Source organism: Pseudomonas trivialis (assembly GCF_001439805.1).
Taxonomy (GTDB): domain Bacteria; phylum Pseudomonadota; class Gammaproteobacteria; order Pseudomonadales; family Pseudomonadaceae; genus Aquipseudomonas; species Aquipseudomonas trivialis.
On record NZ_JYLK01000001.1, the window covers coordinates 277,919 to 295,743 of the forward strand.

Annotated in this window: 12 protein-coding genes; 10 read left to right on the top strand and 2 right to left on the bottom strand. The window is 65.6% G+C overall.

Annotation, left to right across the window (positions count from 1 at the left end):
* Positions 1 to 4: 4 nt before the first annotated feature.
* The 10 genes from TU79_RS01240 to TU79_RS01285 all read left to right on the top strand — a co-directional run bounded on the left by TU79_RS01240 (position 5) and on the right by TU79_RS01285 (position 14,235).
* Complete coding sequence (locus TU79_RS01240; protein WP_003231678.1) at positions 5 to 1,294, top strand: DotU family type VI secretion system protein; 1,290 nt, start codon at positions 5 to 7, stop codon at positions 1,292 to 1,294.
* Entirely contained in the window at positions 1,291 to 4,791 is a 3,501-nt protein-coding gene (gene tssM / locus TU79_RS01245) for a type VI secretion system membrane subunit TssM (RefSeq protein WP_057006339.1), read from the top strand. The genes TU79_RS01240 and tssM overlap by 4 nt, the downstream gene beginning before the upstream one ends.
* Positions 4,788 to 5,441: a type VI secretion system-associated protein TagF gene (tagF, locus tag TU79_RS01250; RefSeq protein WP_057006340.1), complete on the top strand. Its 654-nt coding sequence runs from the start codon at positions 4,788 to 4,790 to the stop codon at positions 5,439 to 5,441. The genes tssM and tagF overlap by 4 nt, the downstream gene beginning before the upstream one ends.
* Positions 5,442 to 6,161 carry a PP2C family protein-serine/threonine phosphatase gene (locus TU79_RS01255; RefSeq protein ID WP_057006341.1) on the top strand — a complete coding sequence of 240 codons (720 nt, stop codon included), beginning with the start codon at positions 5,442 to 5,444 and terminating at the stop codon, positions 6,159 to 6,161.
* The gene (locus tag TU79_RS01260) at positions 6,158 to 9,130 is read left to right on the top strand and encodes a serine/threonine-protein kinase (protein ID WP_057006342.1); all 2,973 of its coding nucleotides are present in this window, start codon (positions 6,158 to 6,160) and stop codon (positions 9,128 to 9,130) included. Before TU79_RS01255 ends, TU79_RS01260 begins: the two co-directional genes overlap by 4 nt.
* The gene (locus tag TU79_RS01265) at positions 9,130 to 9,834 is read left to right on the top strand and encodes an ABC transporter ATP-binding protein (protein ID WP_057006343.1); all 705 of its coding nucleotides are present in this window, start codon (positions 9,130 to 9,132) and stop codon (positions 9,832 to 9,834) included. The genes TU79_RS01260 and TU79_RS01265 overlap by 1 nt, the downstream gene beginning before the upstream one ends.
* Positions 9,834 to 11,018 carry an ABC transporter permease family protein gene (locus TU79_RS01270; RefSeq protein WP_057006344.1) on the top strand — a complete coding sequence of 395 codons (1,185 nt, stop codon included), beginning with the start codon at positions 9,834 to 9,836 and terminating at the stop codon, positions 11,016 to 11,018. Before TU79_RS01265 ends, TU79_RS01270 begins: the two co-directional genes overlap by 1 nt.
* On the top strand, positions 11,011 to 12,723 hold the full coding sequence (locus tag TU79_RS01275) for a formylglycine-generating enzyme family protein (RefSeq protein WP_057006345.1): 1,713 nt from the start codon (positions 11,011 to 11,013) through the stop codon (positions 12,721 to 12,723). The genes TU79_RS01270 and TU79_RS01275 overlap by 8 nt, the downstream gene beginning before the upstream one ends.
* 83 nt (positions 12,724 to 12,806) lie before the next feature.
* Complete coding sequence (gene tagQ / locus TU79_RS01280; protein WP_057006346.1) at positions 12,807 to 13,736, top strand: type VI secretion system-associated lipoprotein TagQ; 930 nt, start codon at positions 12,807 to 12,809, stop codon at positions 13,734 to 13,736.
* A 124-nt stretch (positions 13,737 to 13,860) separates the two neighbouring features.
* Complete coding sequence (locus tag TU79_RS01285) at positions 13,861 to 14,235, top strand: hypothetical protein (RefSeq protein WP_057006710.1); 375 nt, start codon at positions 13,861 to 13,863, stop codon at positions 14,233 to 14,235.
* A gap of 30 nt (positions 14,236 to 14,265) precedes the next feature.
* Here TU79_RS01285 and TU79_RS01290 read toward each other — a convergent pair whose 3' ends face one another.
* Together TU79_RS01290 and recG are read right to left on the bottom strand one after the other, a co-directional pair.
* Positions 14,266 to 15,666 (bottom strand): aminoacyl-tRNA deacylase and HDOD domain-containing protein, encoded by a 1,401-nt coding sequence (locus TU79_RS01290; RefSeq protein WP_057006347.1) that lies wholly within the window; start codon positions 15,664 to 15,666, stop codon positions 14,266 to 14,268.
* Positions 15,667 to 15,743: 77 nt separating this feature from the next.
* Positions 15,744 to 17,819: an ATP-dependent DNA helicase RecG gene (recG, locus tag TU79_RS01295; RefSeq protein ID WP_057006711.1), complete on the bottom strand. Its 2,076-nt coding sequence runs from the start codon at positions 17,817 to 17,819 to the stop codon at positions 15,744 to 15,746.
* Between the last annotated feature and the right edge of the window lie 6 nt (positions 17,820 to 17,825).

Below are 17,825 nucleotides of genomic sequence, written 5' to 3' on the forward strand. Positions count from 1 at the left end.
CGCGATGCATCCCAATGACGATGACCGCACCCAGTTCATGCCGCGCCCGGGAGGCCGCGCGCCGGAACCTGCGCGTGCCGAGCCTGCCCCGTTGGCGATGCCGGCGGCGCCGATCCTCACCGGTAAAAGCCAGGGCCTCAACCCGCTGGAAAGCGCTGCCGGCCCGCTGTTGGCGCTGCTGACGCGCCTGCGCAACACCATCGCCCACCCGGCGCCGGCCAGCCTGCGCGCGCAGTTGCTGGCCTACCTGCGCCAGTTCGAAGAGCGCGCCGAAGCCGCCGGCATCCCGCGCAACGAAGTGCTGCTGGCGCGTTACGCGCTGTGCACGGCCCTCGATGAAGCCGTGCTCAGCACGCCGTGGGGCAGCACCAGTGACTGGGGTAAACAGAGCCTGCTGATCACCGTGCACAACGAAGCCTGGGGCGGCGAAAAGGTCTTCCAGTTGCTCGACCACTGCCTGCAAAGCCCGCGGGAACGCCTGTACCTGCTGGAGCTGTTGTACTTGTGTCTGTGTCTGGGTTTCGAAGGCCGCTACCGCGTAATGAACGACGGTCGCAGCCAGCTCGAAGCGCTGCGTGAGCGCACCGCCGCAGCGATTCGCAGTGCCCGTGGCGAGCATGAGCGCGAGCTGTCGCCGCACTGGCGCGGCGTGACCGTGGCGCGTGATCGCTTGGCGCAGTTCATGCCGCCGTGGATCGCCGTGGCCATCGGCCTGGCGCTGCTGCTGGCGTTGCTGTTCGGCTTGCGCCTGAAGCTGGCCGCGGACGCGGAGCCGGTGTTCAAGAACATCCACGCCCTGGGCGAGATCCCGGTGCAGGCCATCGACCGTCCGGTGGCGCAGCCCAAAGTCATCGAACGGCCGCGCCTGGCGGGCTTTCTGGCCGAAGACATCAAGGCCGGTCGCGTTGCGGTGGAGGACAAGGTCGACCGCTCCGTGGTGACGATCAAGGGTGACGAGCTGTTCGCCTCGGCCAGCGCGAGCATCGTCGACAACTACCAGCCGTTGATGCTGCGCATCGCCGATGCCATCCGCAAGGTCAAGGGTCAGGTGCGTGTTACCGGCCACAGCGACAACCGCCCGATTGCCACGCTGCGCTTCCCGTCCAACTGGGCCTTGTCCGAGGCGCGGGCCAAGTCGGTGCTGGAGATTCTCGCCGCCAAGACCGGCCAGGCCGAGCGCTTCAGTGCCGAAGGCCGCAGCGACACCGAACCGCTGGCGACCAACGCGACCGCAGAAGGCCGTGCCCGCAATCGTCGGGTTGAAATCACTGTATTGGCGGAGGGCGTCGAGTGAAGGCGTTTTTCAGTTTCATGATTCGCTGGGTGATCCCGCTGCTGGGCCTGATCGCCCTCAGCCTGATCATCTGGTTTGTCGGGCCGTTGCTCGACGTGCTGGTGCCCGAAGGGCGGCGCTGGGCGCTGATCATCCTGGTGTTTGCGGTATGGGTCGGCTACCGCGTGTGGCGCATCATCCAGGCCCGCCGCCAGGCCGCCGAAGTGCTGCGCAGCCTCACTGCCGACACCCCGGCGGACCCCAACAGCGTGGCCACTGCCGAAGAATTGTCGACCCTGCGCCAGCGCATGGACGAAGCCCTGGCGCTGCTGAAAAAAGCCAAGCTGGGCGGTGATGAGCGGCGCAACCTCTACGAGCTGCCGTGGTACGTGATCATCGGGCCGCCGGGGTCGGGCAAGACCACCGCGCTGGTCAATTCCGGCCTGCATTTTCCGCTGGCCGCCCAGCTTGGCGCCGGTGCGGTACGTGGGGTCGGCGGCACGCGCAATTGCGATTGGTGGTTTACCGATCAGGCGGTACTGCTCGACACCGCCGGCCGCTACACCACCCAGGACAGCAACTCGACGGTGGACAAGGCCGCGTGGCTGGGCTTTCTCGACCTGCTGAAAAAGCAGCGCTCGCGCCGCCCCATCGACGGTGCGTTCATCGCCATCAGTCTGTCGGATTTGCTGCTCGGCAGCGACGCCGAGCGCGCCGCCCATGCCGCCGCGATCCGCCTGCGTATCCAGGAGCTGTACACCCAGCTGGGCGTGCGCTTCCCGATCTACCTGATGCTGACCAAGCTCGACCTGGTGCCGGGCTTCATGGAGTTCTTCGACAACCTGAGCAAGGAAGATCGCGCCCAGGTATGGGGCATGACCTTTGCCCTGGACGAGGGGAAAAACAGCGACAGCCCGCTGGCCCATCTGCAGAGCGAATTTGCCGGCCTGGAACAGCGTCTCAACGAGCGCCTGGTGGAGCGCCTGCAACAGGAACGCGACCCGGCGCGACGCGACCTGATCTACGGCTTCCCGCAGCAGTTCGGTGCGCTGAAGGATTGCCTGCAAAGCTTCCTCGAAGGCGTGTTCAAGCCCAATGCGTTCGAAGAGCGCGTGCTGTTGCGCGGCGTTTACTTCACCAGCGGCACTCAGGAAGGCAGCCCGATCGATCGCCTGATCGGTGCGATGGCCCAGAGCATGAACCTGGACCGCCAGCATCTGGCACGCCAGAGCGGCACTGGGCGCAGTTACTTCATCGAAAAACTCTTCACCGCCGTGGCGTTTGCCGAGCGTGGACTGGTTGGCGTGAACCCGAAGGTCGAGCGGCGGCGCAAATGGCTGGCGCGCGGCGTTCTCGCCGCCACGGTCGCGCTGGTCGTGGTGGTCAGCGCTGTGTGGTGGGTGAGTTATCGCGCCAACCAGGCCTATATCGCCCAGGTTGACCAGAAGGTCGCGCCCCTGGGCCAGACCTTGCAAAACCTCAGCCCGGCACAGCGCGACGTGCTCGCCGTGCTGCCGCTGCTCAATGCGGTGAAGAACCTCGCGGGCGATTCGCCCAGTTGGTCCGAAGGCCTGGGGCTGTATCAGGGCGACATGCTCGAAGCCGAATCCGCCAGCGTCTACCGCAAGCTGTTGATCGCCGTGTTTGCGCCCCGTCTGGTGACGCGCATCGAAGAGCAACTGCACGGCGGCGGCAATTCGGACTTCCTGTACGAAGGCCTCAAGGCCTACCTGATGCTGGCCGACAGCGAGCATTACGACCCGGACTTTATCAAAGCGTGGATCGCGCTGGACTGGGATCGTAACCTGCCACGGGACCTGCCGGCCGATCAGCGCCAGGCGCTGACCGGGCATTTGCAGGCGCTGTTCGACCGCCATCCGCCGAATGCGCGACTGGACCCGCGCCTGATCGACGACCTGCGTCGCCAGTTACAGCAACTGCCGGTAGCCCAGCGCGTGTATGACCGGGTCAAGCGCCAGAAATTGCCCGACGGCATCCCGGACTTTCGCCTCAATGAGGCGGCCGGGCGGGATGCCGCGCTGGTGTTCAGCCGCAAGAGCGGCAAGCCGTTGGGCGAGCCATTGAGCGGGTTTTTTACCGCCAAGGGGTATCGCCAGGCGTTCCTGCTGAGCAGCCTCAACCAGACCGGCACCCTGGCGGAAGAGCAATGGGTGCTGGGCAATGAACCGGCCGATCAACAGAACGTGGTGAGCCTGGCCGCCGACGTGCGCCGCTTGTACTTCCAGGATTACCAGCGTCAATGGGACGCATTGCTCGCGGACATCGACTTCGTGCCCATCACCAGCGTGGCCCAGGCGGCCGATGTGCTGCGGGTGATCTCCGGGCCGACGTCGCCGCTGAAAAAACTGCTGGTGGCGGTGGCCAGGGAAACCGATCTGCAAGCCGAAGAGCGTCAACTGGTGGCCAAGGGCGTGCCGGTGGAAGGCGGCGTCGACAAGCTCAAGGAGCGGCTGGGCAGCCTGCTCGGCCAGGAACAACCCACTGCCAATGCCCCGGTGGCGGCGGATGATCCGGTAACCGCGCATTTTGCTGAACTCAACAGCATCGTCAGCAAGAACGAAGGCGAACCCGCTGCCATCGACGGCCTGCTCGCGGACATGAACGCGCTGTATGTGCAGGTCAGTGCGATGGTCGGCGCCAGCGGCGATGCGCTGCTGGGCGAAGCGAAGAACCAGGCGGCTGCTGCGGCCACGCGGGTCAGCCTGAATGCCGAACGTCAGCCGCCGCTGGTGCAGGGCATGGTCAAGTCGGTGGTCAATTCCACCACCAACAGCATGATGGGTGGGGTGCGTAATCAACTGAACGCGGCCTGGGTCAGCGAGGTGGTCAATGTGTACCGCCAGTCGTTGGCCGGGCGCTATCCGATGTCACCGGGCAGCGCGCGCGACGCGACCCTGGATGACTTCGGCCAGTTCTTTGGCGTGGGCGGGGTGATGGACAACTACTTTCGCAAGTACCTGCAGCCTTACGTGGACACGTCGAGCCAGACCTGGCGCTGGCAGCCGGGCGCGGCGCAGAAGCTCGGGATCGCCCCGGGCGTGCTGCAAACCTTCCAGCGTGCGGCGGCGATTCGTGACGCGTTCTTTAGAGCGGGGGGCACCCAGCCCATCGTGCGCTTTGAACTCAAGCCGGTGTCGATGGACCCGACCATCACCCAATTTCTGCTCGACCTCGACGGCCAGCAATTGAGCTACGACCACGGCCCGAGTCGCCCGGTGGCGATGCAATGGCCGAACCCCGGCAGCATTGGCGTGGTGCGCATTTCCATCATGCCGCCGTCGGCCAGTGGCCGCTCCGGTGTGACGCTGGACGGCCCGTGGGCATGGTTCCGCCTGCTGGAGCAATCGGACCTTACCGCCGGCAACTCGCCGGACCGTTTCAACCTGCGCCTGCGGGTGGACGGTGCGAGCATCGCCTACGAACTGCGCGCCAACAGTGCGTTCAACCCGTTCAAAAGCCGCGTACTCAGTGGCTTCAGCCTGCCGGAGCGGCTATGACCGCCCTGGGCTTCTACGGCAAGTTGGCCAGCCGAGGCGATTTTGTCAGCCGCGCCTTGCCCCAGAGTTTTGTCGGCCCGTGGGACAGCTGGCTGGCGGCGGGCCTGCTCGCCAGCCAGAACAGCCTGGGCGGCGACTGGCTCAACGTCTACCTGGTGAGCCCGCTGTGGCGCTTTGTGCTGGCGCCAGGCGTGTGCGGGCCGGATGCCGCGGCGGGCGTGGTGATGCCAAGTATTGATCGGGTGGGGCGTTATTTTCCATTGGCGGTGGTGGCCCTGCTCGATCACGACACCAACCCGGCCTCGCTGGTGGGGGGGCCGGATGCCTGGTTCGAACAGGCCGAAGAACTGTTGCTGAGTACCCTGGATGCCGGCGCTACCTTCGAAGGTTTCAATGCCGGGCTCGACCGGCTTGGCGTACCGGCGACCGAGCCGCGTGCGGTCGACAGCCGTTTCGCCGGCCTGCAACGGGTGGCCGCCACCTTGCCCCACGGGCGACTGGCCGCGCTGGCCGAACAGGCCTGCGAGGGTGCCAGCCTGTGGTGGGGCCGTGGTTCGCAGCGGATCGCCCCCGGTTTATTACGGTGCCAGGGCTTGCCTGCCACCGACGATTTTGCGCAGTTTTTGCTCGGACAAGAAGGTGTGGTGTAGATGGGGGCGACGTACAAATCCGCGAGCAAAAGCCATGTGGGCATGGTGCGCCAAGTCAATGAAGACGCGTGCCTGGACCTGCCGGAAAACCGCCTGTGGGTGGTGGCTGACGGCATGGGCGGGCACGCGGCGGGGGACTATGTCAGCAGCCTGATCGTCGACAGCCTGCGCAGTGTGGCGATGGGCCGTTCCCTCGACGAATACACAGCGGCGCTGCGCAACGATCTGGTCCGCATCAACACGGCCGTGCGCGAAGAAACCGCCAACCGTGGCGTCAGCCTGATGGGCAGCACCGTGGTGCTGCTCGCCGCCCGTGGCCTGCGCGGCGTGTGCCTGTGGGCCGGCGACAGTCGCCTGTATCGCCTGCGCGACGGCGTGCTCGACAGCATCTCCCGCGACCACAGCTACGTGCAGGACCTGCAGGACAGCGGCCTGCTCAGCGAAGCCGATGCCCGCACGCACCCGCGCGCCAATATCGTCACCCGCGCCGTGGGCGTGGAGGCCCAGTTGAACCTGGCGGCGGTGGAGCTGCTGATCGCTCCCGGCGACAGTTACCTGTTGTGCAGCGACGGCCTGACCAAGACCGTCGAAGACCACGAAATCCGCGAAGTACTCGGCCACAACGCACCCGATGAAATCGTGCGCAGCCTGGTGCACCTGGGGCTCAACCGGGGCGCGCCGGACAACATCACCGCCATCGTCGTGAAGGTATCGGCATGAACATCCTGATCCCGGGTTACGACATCGACGGCGAGATCGGCGAGGGCGCCATGGCCAGCGTGTACCTGGCGACCCAGCGTTCGCTGGAGCGCAAGGTCGCCCTGAAAGTGATGGCGGCGGCGCTGGCGGCCGACCCGAGTTTCTGCGAGCGCTTCCTGCGCGAGGGCAAGACCCTGGCGCGGCTGTCGCACCCGCACACGGTGACCATCCATGACATCGGCAATGTCGGTGAGCTGTATTACATGGCCATGGAATACCTGCCCAACGGCACGCTCAAGGAGCGTATCGCCGCCGGCATGACGCCGCAGCAGGGGGTGACGCTGATCCGCCAGATCGCCTCGGCGCTGGGGTATGCCCATGCCCAGGGTCTGGTGCACCGTGACGTCAAGCCGGCGAACATCCTGTTTCGCGCCGATGGCACAGCGGTGTTGTCGGACTTCGGCATCGCCAAGTCCCTCGACGACCGCACCCAGTTCACCCAGGCCGGGTTTGCCGTGGGCACGCCGAGTTACATGAGCCCGGAGCAGGCGCGGGGCCAGGAGATCGATGGCCGCGCCGACCTGTACGCGCTAGGCGTGGTGCTCTACGAAATCCTCGTTGGCAAGCTGCCCTACAACGGCACTGATGCACTCTCCACGGCGCTGGCGCACCTCACCGAACCGTTGCCGGAATTGCCGGTGCACCACGGGCGTTATCAGGGTGTGCTGCGCAAGCTGCTGGCCAAGGACCCGGCCGAGCGGTTCGCGGATGCGGCGGCGTTGCTGGTTGCGCTCGATCAACTGCCGATGGATTCCCCGGAGGCCACCCTGGTGCGGCCGCTGCCGATGCCGATGAGTTTCGACTTGGCGGGCATCACGCCCCAATCCATCGAGATCCCGACCGCCAAGCCGCAACCGCAAGTGGTGCGTCAGCCGGTGGTGACGCCGACCCAGCATCGCGCGGTGTCCGAGCAGCACCGTGGGCCGGTGTTGGCCCTGGCCGCCGTGGCGGTTGCCGTGGCGCTGGCCATTGGCGGCGCGAGCTTCTGGTGGTTGAGCGGCAACAATGAGCCGGCCACGCCGCCGGCGGCCGCAGTGCCCAGGGCCGTCACGGCACCTGCGGCGGTGGCCGAGGTGGATGGCGGCCAGCGCCCGCTGTTGATGGCCGGCAAGAAAACCCTGTTCCAGCGCGTGCTCAGCAAGCCCGGTGCAACGCTTGCAAGCGACGCCGGCGGTGCGTCCGGCAAGGCGCTCCCGGCGTTCTCCGTGCTCTACGTGTACCAGCGCAAGACGGCCGGCGGCCAGCCCTGGGTGCGCGTGGGCGCCGCCACCGATGGACGCAGCGACGGTTGGCTGCCGGCCTCCCAGGTCAGCGACTGGAAACAGAGCCTGGTGCTCAAGTTCACCGAACGCTCGGGGCGTGCGCCGGTGATGTTCCTGCGCCAGCCCGGCGAGGTGGAAAAGCTGCTGGCAGACCCGTCCGCCGCGAAAAATGCCCTGGCCAGGGCGCAGAAAAACAGCGACGACAATCAGCAGGTGTTGGCCCTGGAGCCTGCCGCCAGCGCCGTGCCGCAGAACCAGTTCTACCTGTTGCCGATCTTCGATTCCAAAGAGCGCTTCGACGAAAACGGCCAGCCGGTGCAGTTGCTCAACGTGGCGTCCATCGACCCCGGCAGCAGCGCCGTGGCCAGGCCCGCCACGCCTGCAATCAACGCCGACGCTTTCCGCACCGCGGTGGTGATGGTGGTGGACACGACCGTGTCGATGCAGCCCTACATCGACCAGATTCGCGATGTGGTGCACGAGCTGCAAACCCGCATCGCTGAGCGCGGCGAGCTGGACAGCGTCAGTTTTGGCCTGGTGGGCTTTCGCAACAGCATCAAGAAAACCCCTGGCCTGGAATACGTGGCCAAGACCCTGATCAGCCTCGACCAGGGCCGCGACCCACAGCGTTTTCTCGACATGGCGCGCCAGGTCAAGGCTTCCAACGTGTCGAGCCATTCATTCAACGAAGACGCGTTTGCCGGGGTGATGCAGGCCGTGGAAGGCATGGACTGGTCCGGCTACGGCGGGCGCATCATCCTGCTGGTGACCGATGCAGGCGCGCTGCGCAAGAACGATCCGTTCGCCGCCACCCAGATGAACGAAGCCGAAGTGCGCCAGGCCGCGCTGGGCAAGCAGATCAAGGTCTACGCCCTGCACCTGCGCACCGATGCCGGCAAGAAAACCCATGCCGGCGCCGAGAGCCAGTACCGCATCCTTACGGCCGACGCCAACCCGCAGATCGGCGACCTGTATACGCCGGTGCCCGGTGGTGATGTGCGCAAACTGGGCGAGCGTGTCGATGAGATCGGCACGGTGTTCGCCAACCTGGTGCACCAGGTGCGCAGCAACACGCCGCAGCCGGTGCCGTTGTTGAGCGCTGCGCCGAGTCTGGCGGACAAGTCGGCAGCGGTGGGCTATGCGATGCACATGGATTTCCTTGGCCGCAAGACCGCGAGCCAGGCGCCGCAACTGGTGAGCGCCTGGACCGCCGACCGTGACCTCACCAACCCGGCGCTGCCGGCGTTCCAAGTGTGCGTGATGCTGACCAAGTTGCAGCTCAACGACTTGCAGCAGTCGCTGAAACTGATCGTCGATGCCGCACGCAAGACCCAGACCTCGCCCAGGGACTTCTTCCAGGAAATCGCCAGCGCTTCGGCCTACATGAGCCGCGACCCGCAAGCCTTGCGCAAGGGCGGCAACCTGGCCGACGGCGGTATTCTCGGCGAATACCTGGAGGGCCTGCCGTACCGCAGCAAGTCGCTGAACATGACTCAGGACCTGTGGTTGTCGTTGAGCGTGGCCGAGCAGGAAGACTTTATCGACGAGCTGGATTCGAAAATCCGCCTCTACGAAACCTTCCACAATGACGTGGCCAACTGGGTTCGATTCGGCGATGCCGAGCCGGGCGACGCGTTGTACCGCGTGCCTTTGTCGACGCTGCCGTGATGTTGAACCTCTGCGCGGTGCACAAGAGCCGGGGCGTCGGCAGCCAGCGCTACAGCCTGGTGATTCCGGCGCTGGCGTTGCGTGCCGGTGAGCAGGTGGCGATTGTGGGCCCCAGTGGCTGTGGCAAAAGCACCTTGCTGGACCTGCTGGCGCTGGTGCTGGCGCCGGACCAGGTGGGCCAGTTTGAATTTCATCAACAGGACATCGGTGGGCTGTGGCGCGCCGACCAGCAATCGGCCCTGGCTGCGTTGCGCAGTCGGCACCTGGGCTATGTGCTGCAGACCGGCGGCCTGTTGGGGTTTCTCGATGTGCGCGGCAATATCGCCTTGCCCCGGCAACTGCTGGGGCTTGAGGACGACGGTAGCGTGGCGCGGTTGGCCGAGCAACTGGGCATCAGCGACCAGATGGGCAAGCCGCCGGCCGCGCTGTCGGTGGGCCAGCGCCAACGGGTGAGCTGCGCGCGCGCCCTGGCCCATGCGCCGCAGTTAGTGCTGGCGGACGAGCCGACCGCTTCGCTCGACCCGCTGAACGCCGAGCGGGTGATGCAGGCGCTGCTGGATCGGGCCCGTGAGCAGCGCGCCGCCTGCGTGATCGCCACCCATGACGAACCGCTGGCCCGCGCCAGCGGCTTGCCGGTGCGGCGCATCAGTTGCCGGCGCGATGCCGATGGCGGCGTTACCGCAACCCTCGGGGAGGCCTGCTGATGCGCATCGCTCTGGTGGCCTCGCTCGCCTGGCAGGACTACCGCAGGGACGCCTGGCTGTCGGCCTGTTCGGTGCTGGCGCTGGCGGCGGTGATCGCGCCGTTGCTGGTGTTGTTCGGCCTGAAATTTGGACTGGTCAGCAGTTTGACCGAACGCCTGGAGACGGACCCCGCCACCCGTGAAATTATTCCGCTGGGTGGCGGTCGCTTCAGCAGCGCATTGATCGAGCAGCTCGGCCAGCGCTCCGATGTGTCATTTGCCATCCCGCGTACGCGGCAGATTGCGGCGACGGCGCAGGTGGGCGCGCGGGTGCTGGAAATGCTCCCGACCGCGGCGGGTGATCCATTGTTGGATGGTTTGCCAATCCCGAAAGGCCTGGACCAGATCGTGTTGAGCCATACCGCCGCCGAGAGGCTCGCGGCGCGGCCGGGGGATCTGTTGGAGGCCCGCTTCGCCCGTCAGGTAGCGGGGCGTGTGGAAGAACAGCGCACACGGGTGCAGGTGCTGGCGGTGTTGCCGCTGGAGGCCTTCCCCCGTGACGGTCTGTTTGCTGACCTGGCCTTGCTCGAAGCGGCGGAAGATTACCGCGATGGCGGCGCGGTGCCGGCATTGGGTTGGCCGGGTGATGAGATGAGTGCAGTCGAGCAGCGGGTGTATCCGGCGTTCCGCCTGTACGCGCGCAGCCTCGCCGATGTGGAGCCGCTGCGCGTGTATTTCGCCGGGCAGAACCTGTTGGTATCGACCCAGGCGAACACCATCGCCCAGGTGCAGTCGTTAAGCCGCAACCTGTCGATCGTATTCTGGATCATCGCCGGGCTGGCCCTGGCGGGTGCGTTTGCGGCGATGCTTGCCGGTGCGTTGGCGGCGGTGGCGCGCAAGCGGCGCGAATTGTCGGTGCTGCGTCTGTTGGGGTTTTCCACTGCCGCGTTGTTGTTGTTTGTGATGGTGCAGGCGCTGTACAGCGCAGGCATTGCCGCCGTACTCAGTGCCGGGCTGTATGGCCTGGCCGAGACAGGTTTGAATCGGTTGTTCGTGCAGGTGCCGGGCGAACATGCCAGTCATCTATTGGCGCGGCATTACGGCGTGGCACTGGTGGCCGTGCTCGGCGTGAGCGCCGTGGCGGCGGCGTGTGGCGGTTGGCGAGTGGCACGTATCCAGGCTTCTGAAGGAATCAGAGATGTATAAATTACTGGGCGCCTGCGTGGCGCTGAGCCTGGCCTCGCTGGCCTGGGCCGATGAGGCAAGCGACAAGCTCGACAATCCCAAACCGTTGCCGGACGACGTGAGCCTGCCGCTGCCCTGCGACGGCAACATGGTGTTCCGCTACGCCTACGTGCTGGCCCAGGGCACCCTGGACGACCGCGAGATCAGCCTCGGCTATCCCTTTGCCGAAGGCGAGGCCGGCTACCAGCAGTCGTTTATCTCCGGCTACCGCCGCGACTTCATCAACGGCCAGTTCACCCTCAAGGACTTGCCGCAGGGCTGGAACAAGGTCATCGCGCCCTTGATGCCCAAGACGGACGCCAAGACCCCGCTCAAGCCGATGCTCTACTTCATCGGCAAGTACGAAGTGACCGCGCGCCAGTACGCCCAGGTCATGGCCCAGGCGCAGTCCCTGGCCAGCGGCGAGCCGGCGCCTGCGTGCGATGTGCCCGGCGGCATGGCCGGGCGTTTGCCCAAGGTCAAGCTGTCGCGCTTTGAGGCCGAGCGCTTCTCGGCGGTGTACAGCGCCTGGCTGATGAAATACCACCGAGACCTGCTGCCGGTGAGCGGTCGCGGCACCTCGGCCGAGGACGGCGGCCTGGGCTTTGTGCGCCTGCCGACCGAAGTGGAATGGGAGTTCGCCGCACGCGGTGGTCAGGCGGTGAGCCGCCAGGACCTGGAAGGGCGGCTGTTCCCGCGTCGCCTGGAAGGCAGCGAAAGCGATGGCCCGCTGGCCGATTGGGCGGTGTTCAATCAGGTTGCCGGCGGCACCGGCCAGGCTGCGCGGCTGATGCCCATCGGCACAAAGTTGCCCAACCCCATCGGTCTGTTCGATGTGATCGGCAACGCGGCAGAAATGGTCCAGGAATCCTTCCAACTGGTGCACGCCGGCCGCCGCCAGGGTACCTATGGTGGCTTTGTGGTCAAGGGCGGCAATTACCTGGAAGGCGAGGGCACGCTGTTTACCGGCATGCGCCGCGAATACCCGCTGTTTGCCGCCGACGGCACCGAGCAAAGCAACGAGACCACGGGTTTTCGCGTGGCGATTGGCGCGCTGTCGGCGCCGCGTTCTCGCTACAAGGAACTGTTTGCGCAGTGGCAGAAAGAAGGCCGACTGGCCTCGCTGACCGACGCCATCGACGACGCCCAGGACCCGACCAAGCGCCTGGACAGCATCATCGCCACCAGTGTCGATCCCAAGCTGCAAGCCGAGCTGGGGCTGGTCAACGAAGAGCTCAAGCGCAACGTCTCGCTGATCGCCCAGCAACGCGAGGAAGCGGCGGGCAACCTGATTCAGTCGGCGGCGCTGGTGGCCGAGACCATCGGCAACTACAACATCCGCCTGGCCAACCTGCAGAAGAGTCGCCAGCAGGCGCTGGACAACAAGGACACCGCCAGCGCCGAGCTGTTGGCCATGGCGATCACCAACGGCCGCAGCGCCCTCGACGGCGCGGTGGCGATCTACATCGATAACCTGGCGACCGGCACGCGCTACACCGATGCGGTGATCCAGGCGCAGTTTCAACGGATCAAGGAAGAGTTGGATCGCAAGCCAGTGCTCGGCAAGAGCCTGGTGACGCGCGCGACACTGTTCGTTCGCCATGTCGGCAACTACCGCAAGCAACAGCGGGCCGACCCGGCGGCGATCTTGAAGGAATTGCTCGCAGCGAGCGGTCAGCGGTCTTGACCGTTGGTTGCAGCGAGCTTGGAAGGGACTCAGACGGCGTTGGGCCGTGCTGGGCATGTCAAACTTAAAAGAGAACACAACCTATGCTTTTTTCCCGTAAGGCGGTCTCCAAGCGTCACCTGCTGCTGATCGCGGCCGGTTTCAGCACGGTCCTCACCGGTTGCGCCACTTCGCCGGCCGGCAAAGTCGCGTCCACCACCAAGGTCGAGTACTACCCCAACTGCTACGAGCCGGTGCAGCACTTGCGTGCCACCGACTCGAACATGACGCGGTCAGTCGTTACCGGTGCAGCCATCGGCGCCGCCGGCGGTGCACTGCTGGGCGCCCTGACCGGCGACAAGGAAAAGCGTGGTCGTAACGCCGCCATCGGCGCGGCGGGCGGCGCCCTGGCCGGGGGCGCGGCGGGTTACTACACCGAGCGCCAGAAGCAGATCAGCGATGACAACCAGCGCATCGCGTCGTACTCGACCGACTTCAACAAAAGCGCCGCCGACATCGACCGCAGCACCGCCTACGCCAAGGCTTCGCAACAGTGCTACCAGAGCGCATTCACCAAGCTGGTGGCCGACCGCAAGGCCAAGACTGTCAACGACACCGAAGGCCGCAAGCGCCTGGCGGAAATCGTCTCGGGCCTGAAAGAGTCAAATGACCTGATCGTTGCGGTCAACGGCAAGGCCAGCGAAGACCTGAACAACTACACCCAAGCCTACGAAAAAGACCTGCAGCAAGTGGGTGTGCAGCGTAACGACGTGGTGACGGTGGCGACCGCTGATACGACGACCCCTGCGGCGGCCTCAGGCAAGAAAAAAACCGGCGGCAAAGCCGTGACCAAGCGTCCTCCGCTGCCGGTGGTGCCGAAGGAAGCCGTGACCACCGAGAAGAGCATCCAGACCGTGCAGGCCAAGCAGGCTGAAAGCAAGCAGGTAGCCAACGCCGGTAAAACCCAGATCGAAGGCACATGCCGCGATCCGAACCTGGCCGATTGGGCACCGGTGCCTTGCCCGGCTGTTTAAGCAACATGCTGCTATAAGCGTCAAACGCCAGCCGATCTTCCGCTAATGCGCCAGATCGGTGGCGTTCTTTTGGCAAATCGTTAAACTGCTGCGGCCACTCAATAATTACACCGAGGCCGTGTGCATGAAATTTCGTCTCCTGCTGTGGGTGCTGGGCCTGATGATGGGCAAAGCCAGCCGCACCAATCCTGCCTTCCAGCAACAGCTGGGCGATAAAGACCTGGCCTTCCAGTTGCAAACCCTCGACGGCAAGGTTGCCCGCCACTTCATCGTCAAAGACCAGCGCATCACCAGCCGCTCAGGTGTGCACCCCGCGCCGGCGTTTGCGATTGCGTTCAAGGATGCCGCCTACGGCTTTGCCACGATGCAGGCGAAGAACAAGCAGCTGGCGTTCATGACGGGGATTCAGGACAAGTCAATCCAGATCAAGGGCAACCCGGCGCTGGTGATCTGGTTTCAGGGGCTGACCAAGTATTTGAGGCCGAAGAAAAAGAAGTAGGGTTTCAGGCAGACCGAGTTGGATATACATTCAGCCCTGGCTGAACTGGGATGCCAGCTCGCGCAACAGCACCTCGGCATCCAGCACCTTGCCCACCACCTCTTCCGCCTTCTCGCGGCTCAGCCCGAGCCGTGCCAGCAGCGCATCCGGAATCGCCTCATCCGGCCCGGAGCCTACGCCCCGGCTGCGCAGCAGGCGCACGGCCAGGCACACCAGGTTCGGGTATTCGGCGTACTGACCGTCATAGGCGGGATCGTGCTGGAAGCGCAGCGCGGTGGCCAGTTCGTCCGGCATGTCCCAGAAGCGCATCAGCCAGGCGCCGATCTGTTCGCGGCTGATGCCGAGCAAGTGTTGCTCCACATAGCTGTGGCACAGGTGCGGGTTGACTTCCAGGTGCCGGCAGATCAGTGAGAAATGCGGCGGGAACACGTGGGCCAGCAGCAGGTAACCGAAGTTGTGCAGCAGGCCGGCCAGATACGTCAGGCCGGCTTCCGGTCGCTGGGCGCGCGGCATGGCGCGGGTCAGGCCTTCGATGACGGCGGCGGTGTAGATCGACTGGTGCCAGTACGGCGTGGCTTGGTGCGGGTTGTCCTTGGGCAGGCTGAGGGTCTTGCCCAGGGCCAGGCCCAGCGCCAGGTTGATCACCAGGTCAAAGCCCAGCACGCGCACGATGGCGTCTTCCACCGAGCGAATCTTGCCCGGCGAGGCGTAGTACGGCGACGCGGCCCAGCTGACGACCTGGGCGGCCAGGGCCGGGTCGGTTTCGACTACCCCGGTGATGTCATCAATGGTTGCATTGGGGTCGACACGCAGCTTGATGATCTTCTGCGCAGTGTCGGCCAGCGGCGGGATTTCGATGGTCGCTTCCAGGCGTTGCTGGATACGGCGGGCGGTGAACGCCTGCATCGCCTGGGTGATTTCCTCGCGGTCGTCATTGGGACGGTCGAGGTTGGGACGGATATTGCGCAGCGGCTCGCCGAACTGCGCGGCGCTGGCTTTGGTGAGCAGGGTCTTGAAGGCGTCGGTGGGGATGTCCAGCAGCAGACCGGCTTCGCCCGAATGCACCAGCAGGCTGGGCTCGTTCAGCAGGCTGCCTTCATACAGGCACGGCGAACTGGTCAATGGCGGCAGGCCCGGCAGCAGGTTCAGGTCGTGTTTGCTGAGCATGCGCTTGACGCGGTCCGGCGCCACGGCCGTAAGGCGCCGGCCGGTGAGTTCGGCGAGGCGGTTGAGGTCGAGCAACTGGTTCTGGGGGAGCAGCACCATCAGGGCGCCTACCGCGTCTTCCAACAAGACTGCCTGGACCTTTCGCGCTGGGTTCAGGCCCGCGTGTTCGGCGACTTCCGTGTAGGGGATGGCGAGTTTTGCGAGCAGTGCCTGAATAACCGACGGGGCGGTCAGTGGGGCGGAGGCGAGGGCGACTTCTGACATGGCCTGATCCAAATTCGTACAGTCACTGAAGTATAACCAGCTTGTTACGCGTGAGGGTTGGCTAACTGCGCCAGCCGTCACACTTGGCCGTATTGCTGCCCATGCCGCAACCAGCGATCCAGCAGCGGGCTGACGTGCTCGGGCCAGCGCTCCAGCAGCGCTTGCGCCGCATCGCGCACGGCGGGCAGCAGGTCGGCGTCGCGCATCAGGTCGGCGACCTTGAATTGCAGCAGGCCGGTCTGGCGGGTGCCGAGCATTTCGCCGGGACCGCGCAGTTCGAGGTCTTTTTCGGCAATCACAAAACCGTCGTTGGTCTCGCGCATGATCCCCAGGCGCTGGCGGCCGATCTGCGACAGCGGCGGGTGGTACAGCAGCACGCAATGGCTGGCGGCGCTGCCCCGGCCCACGCGTCCGCGCAGCTGGTGCAGTTGCGCCAGGCCCAGGCGCTCGGGGTTTTCGATGATCATCAGGCTGGCGTTGGGCACGTCCACACCCACCTCGATCACGGTGGTGGCGACCAGCAGTTGCAGGTTGCCGGCCTTGAACTCGGCCATGACCGCGGCCTTTTCCACAGGCTTCATGCGGCCGTGGATCAGCCCGACCTTGAGCTCTCCGAGGGCGCTGGTGAGGTCCTCGAAGGTGGTTTCGGCGGCCTGGCAGGTCAGCTCTTCGGACTCTTCAATCAGGGTGCACACCCAATAAGCCTGGCGCCCTTCGGCGCAGGCGCCGCGCACGCGTTCGATCACTTCGACGCGCCGCGAGTCAGTGACCAGCACGGTGTTGACCGGCGTACGGCCGGGCGGCAGTTCGTCGAGGATCGAGGTGTCGAGGTCAGCGTAGGCACTCATGGCCAGCGTGCGCGGGATCGGCGTGGCGGTCATGATCAACTGGTGCGGGTTCATGCGCCCGCCCACGCCTTTCTGACGCAATGCCAGGCGTTGCTGCACGCCGAAACGGTGCTGTTCGTCGATGATCACCAGCGCCAGGTTCTTGAACTGCACTTCGTCCTGGAACAGCGCGTGGGTGCCGACCACCATTGGGGCGCCATTGGCAATTTGCTCCAGTGCGGCTGCGCGTACCTTGCCCTTGAGCTTGCCGGCCAGCCACGCGACTTCCAGGCCCAGGGGCTCGAGCCAGCGCTTGAAGGTGATGAAGTGTTGTTCGGCGAGGATCTCGGTGGGGGCCATCAGCGCCACCTGGTAACCGGCTTCCAGCGCCTGCAGGGCGGCGAGGGCGGCGACCACGGTCTTGCCCGCGCCCACGTCGCCCTGGATCAGGCGCAACATGGGTTCGTGCTGGCTAAGGTCGTAGGCGATTTCATTGCCCACGCGCTGTTGCGCACCGGTCGGCGCAAAGCCCAGGTTGGCCAGGTATTGTGCAGGCAGGCGTGTGGCCTTGGGCATCGCCGGCGCGCGCAGGGAGCGCATGCTTTCGCGCAGGCGTTGCTGGGACAGTTGGTGGGTCAGCAGTTCTTCAAAGGCCAGGCGATGCTGGGCCCAGTGATGGCCGAGGGCGAGTTCGTCGACATCGGCATCGGCCGGTGGGTGATGCAGGTAGCGAATCGCATCGGCCAATGGCGCCAGTTGATAGTCGCGGGCCAGCTCCAGGGGCAGCCAGTCGGGCAGGCTCTGGGGGCCGAGCATCGTCAGCGTCTGCATGCACAACTGGCGCAGGCGCTGTTGCGTGAGGCCTTCGGTGAGCGGGTAGATGGGCGTGAGGGTGGTGTCCACCGGTGGTGGTTCGTCGCCGGTGATGGCGCGGTATTCCGGGTGATAGATCTCCAGCCCGGAGGCGCCAGGGCGGGCTTCGCCGTAGCAGCGCACGCGGGTGCCGCGCTTGAGGCCTTCCTTTTGTGCGTTACTGAAGTGATAGAAGCGCAGGCTCAGGCCGCCGGTGCCGTCCTGCAGGCGCACCACCAGGCTGCGGCGCTTGCCCATCACCACATCGGCGCCGCTGACGGTGCCTTCGACCACCGCATCCTGCCCGGGGCGCAGGTGGCCGATGGGCACGACGCGGGTGCGGTCCTGATAGCGCAGGGGCAGGTGGAACAGCACATCCTGGAGGTTTTCCAGGCCGACCTTGGCCAGTTTTTCGGCCATGGCCTCACCGACACCCTTGAGTGCCGTCACCGACACCTGCGACAGCTCAGTCATACGTTT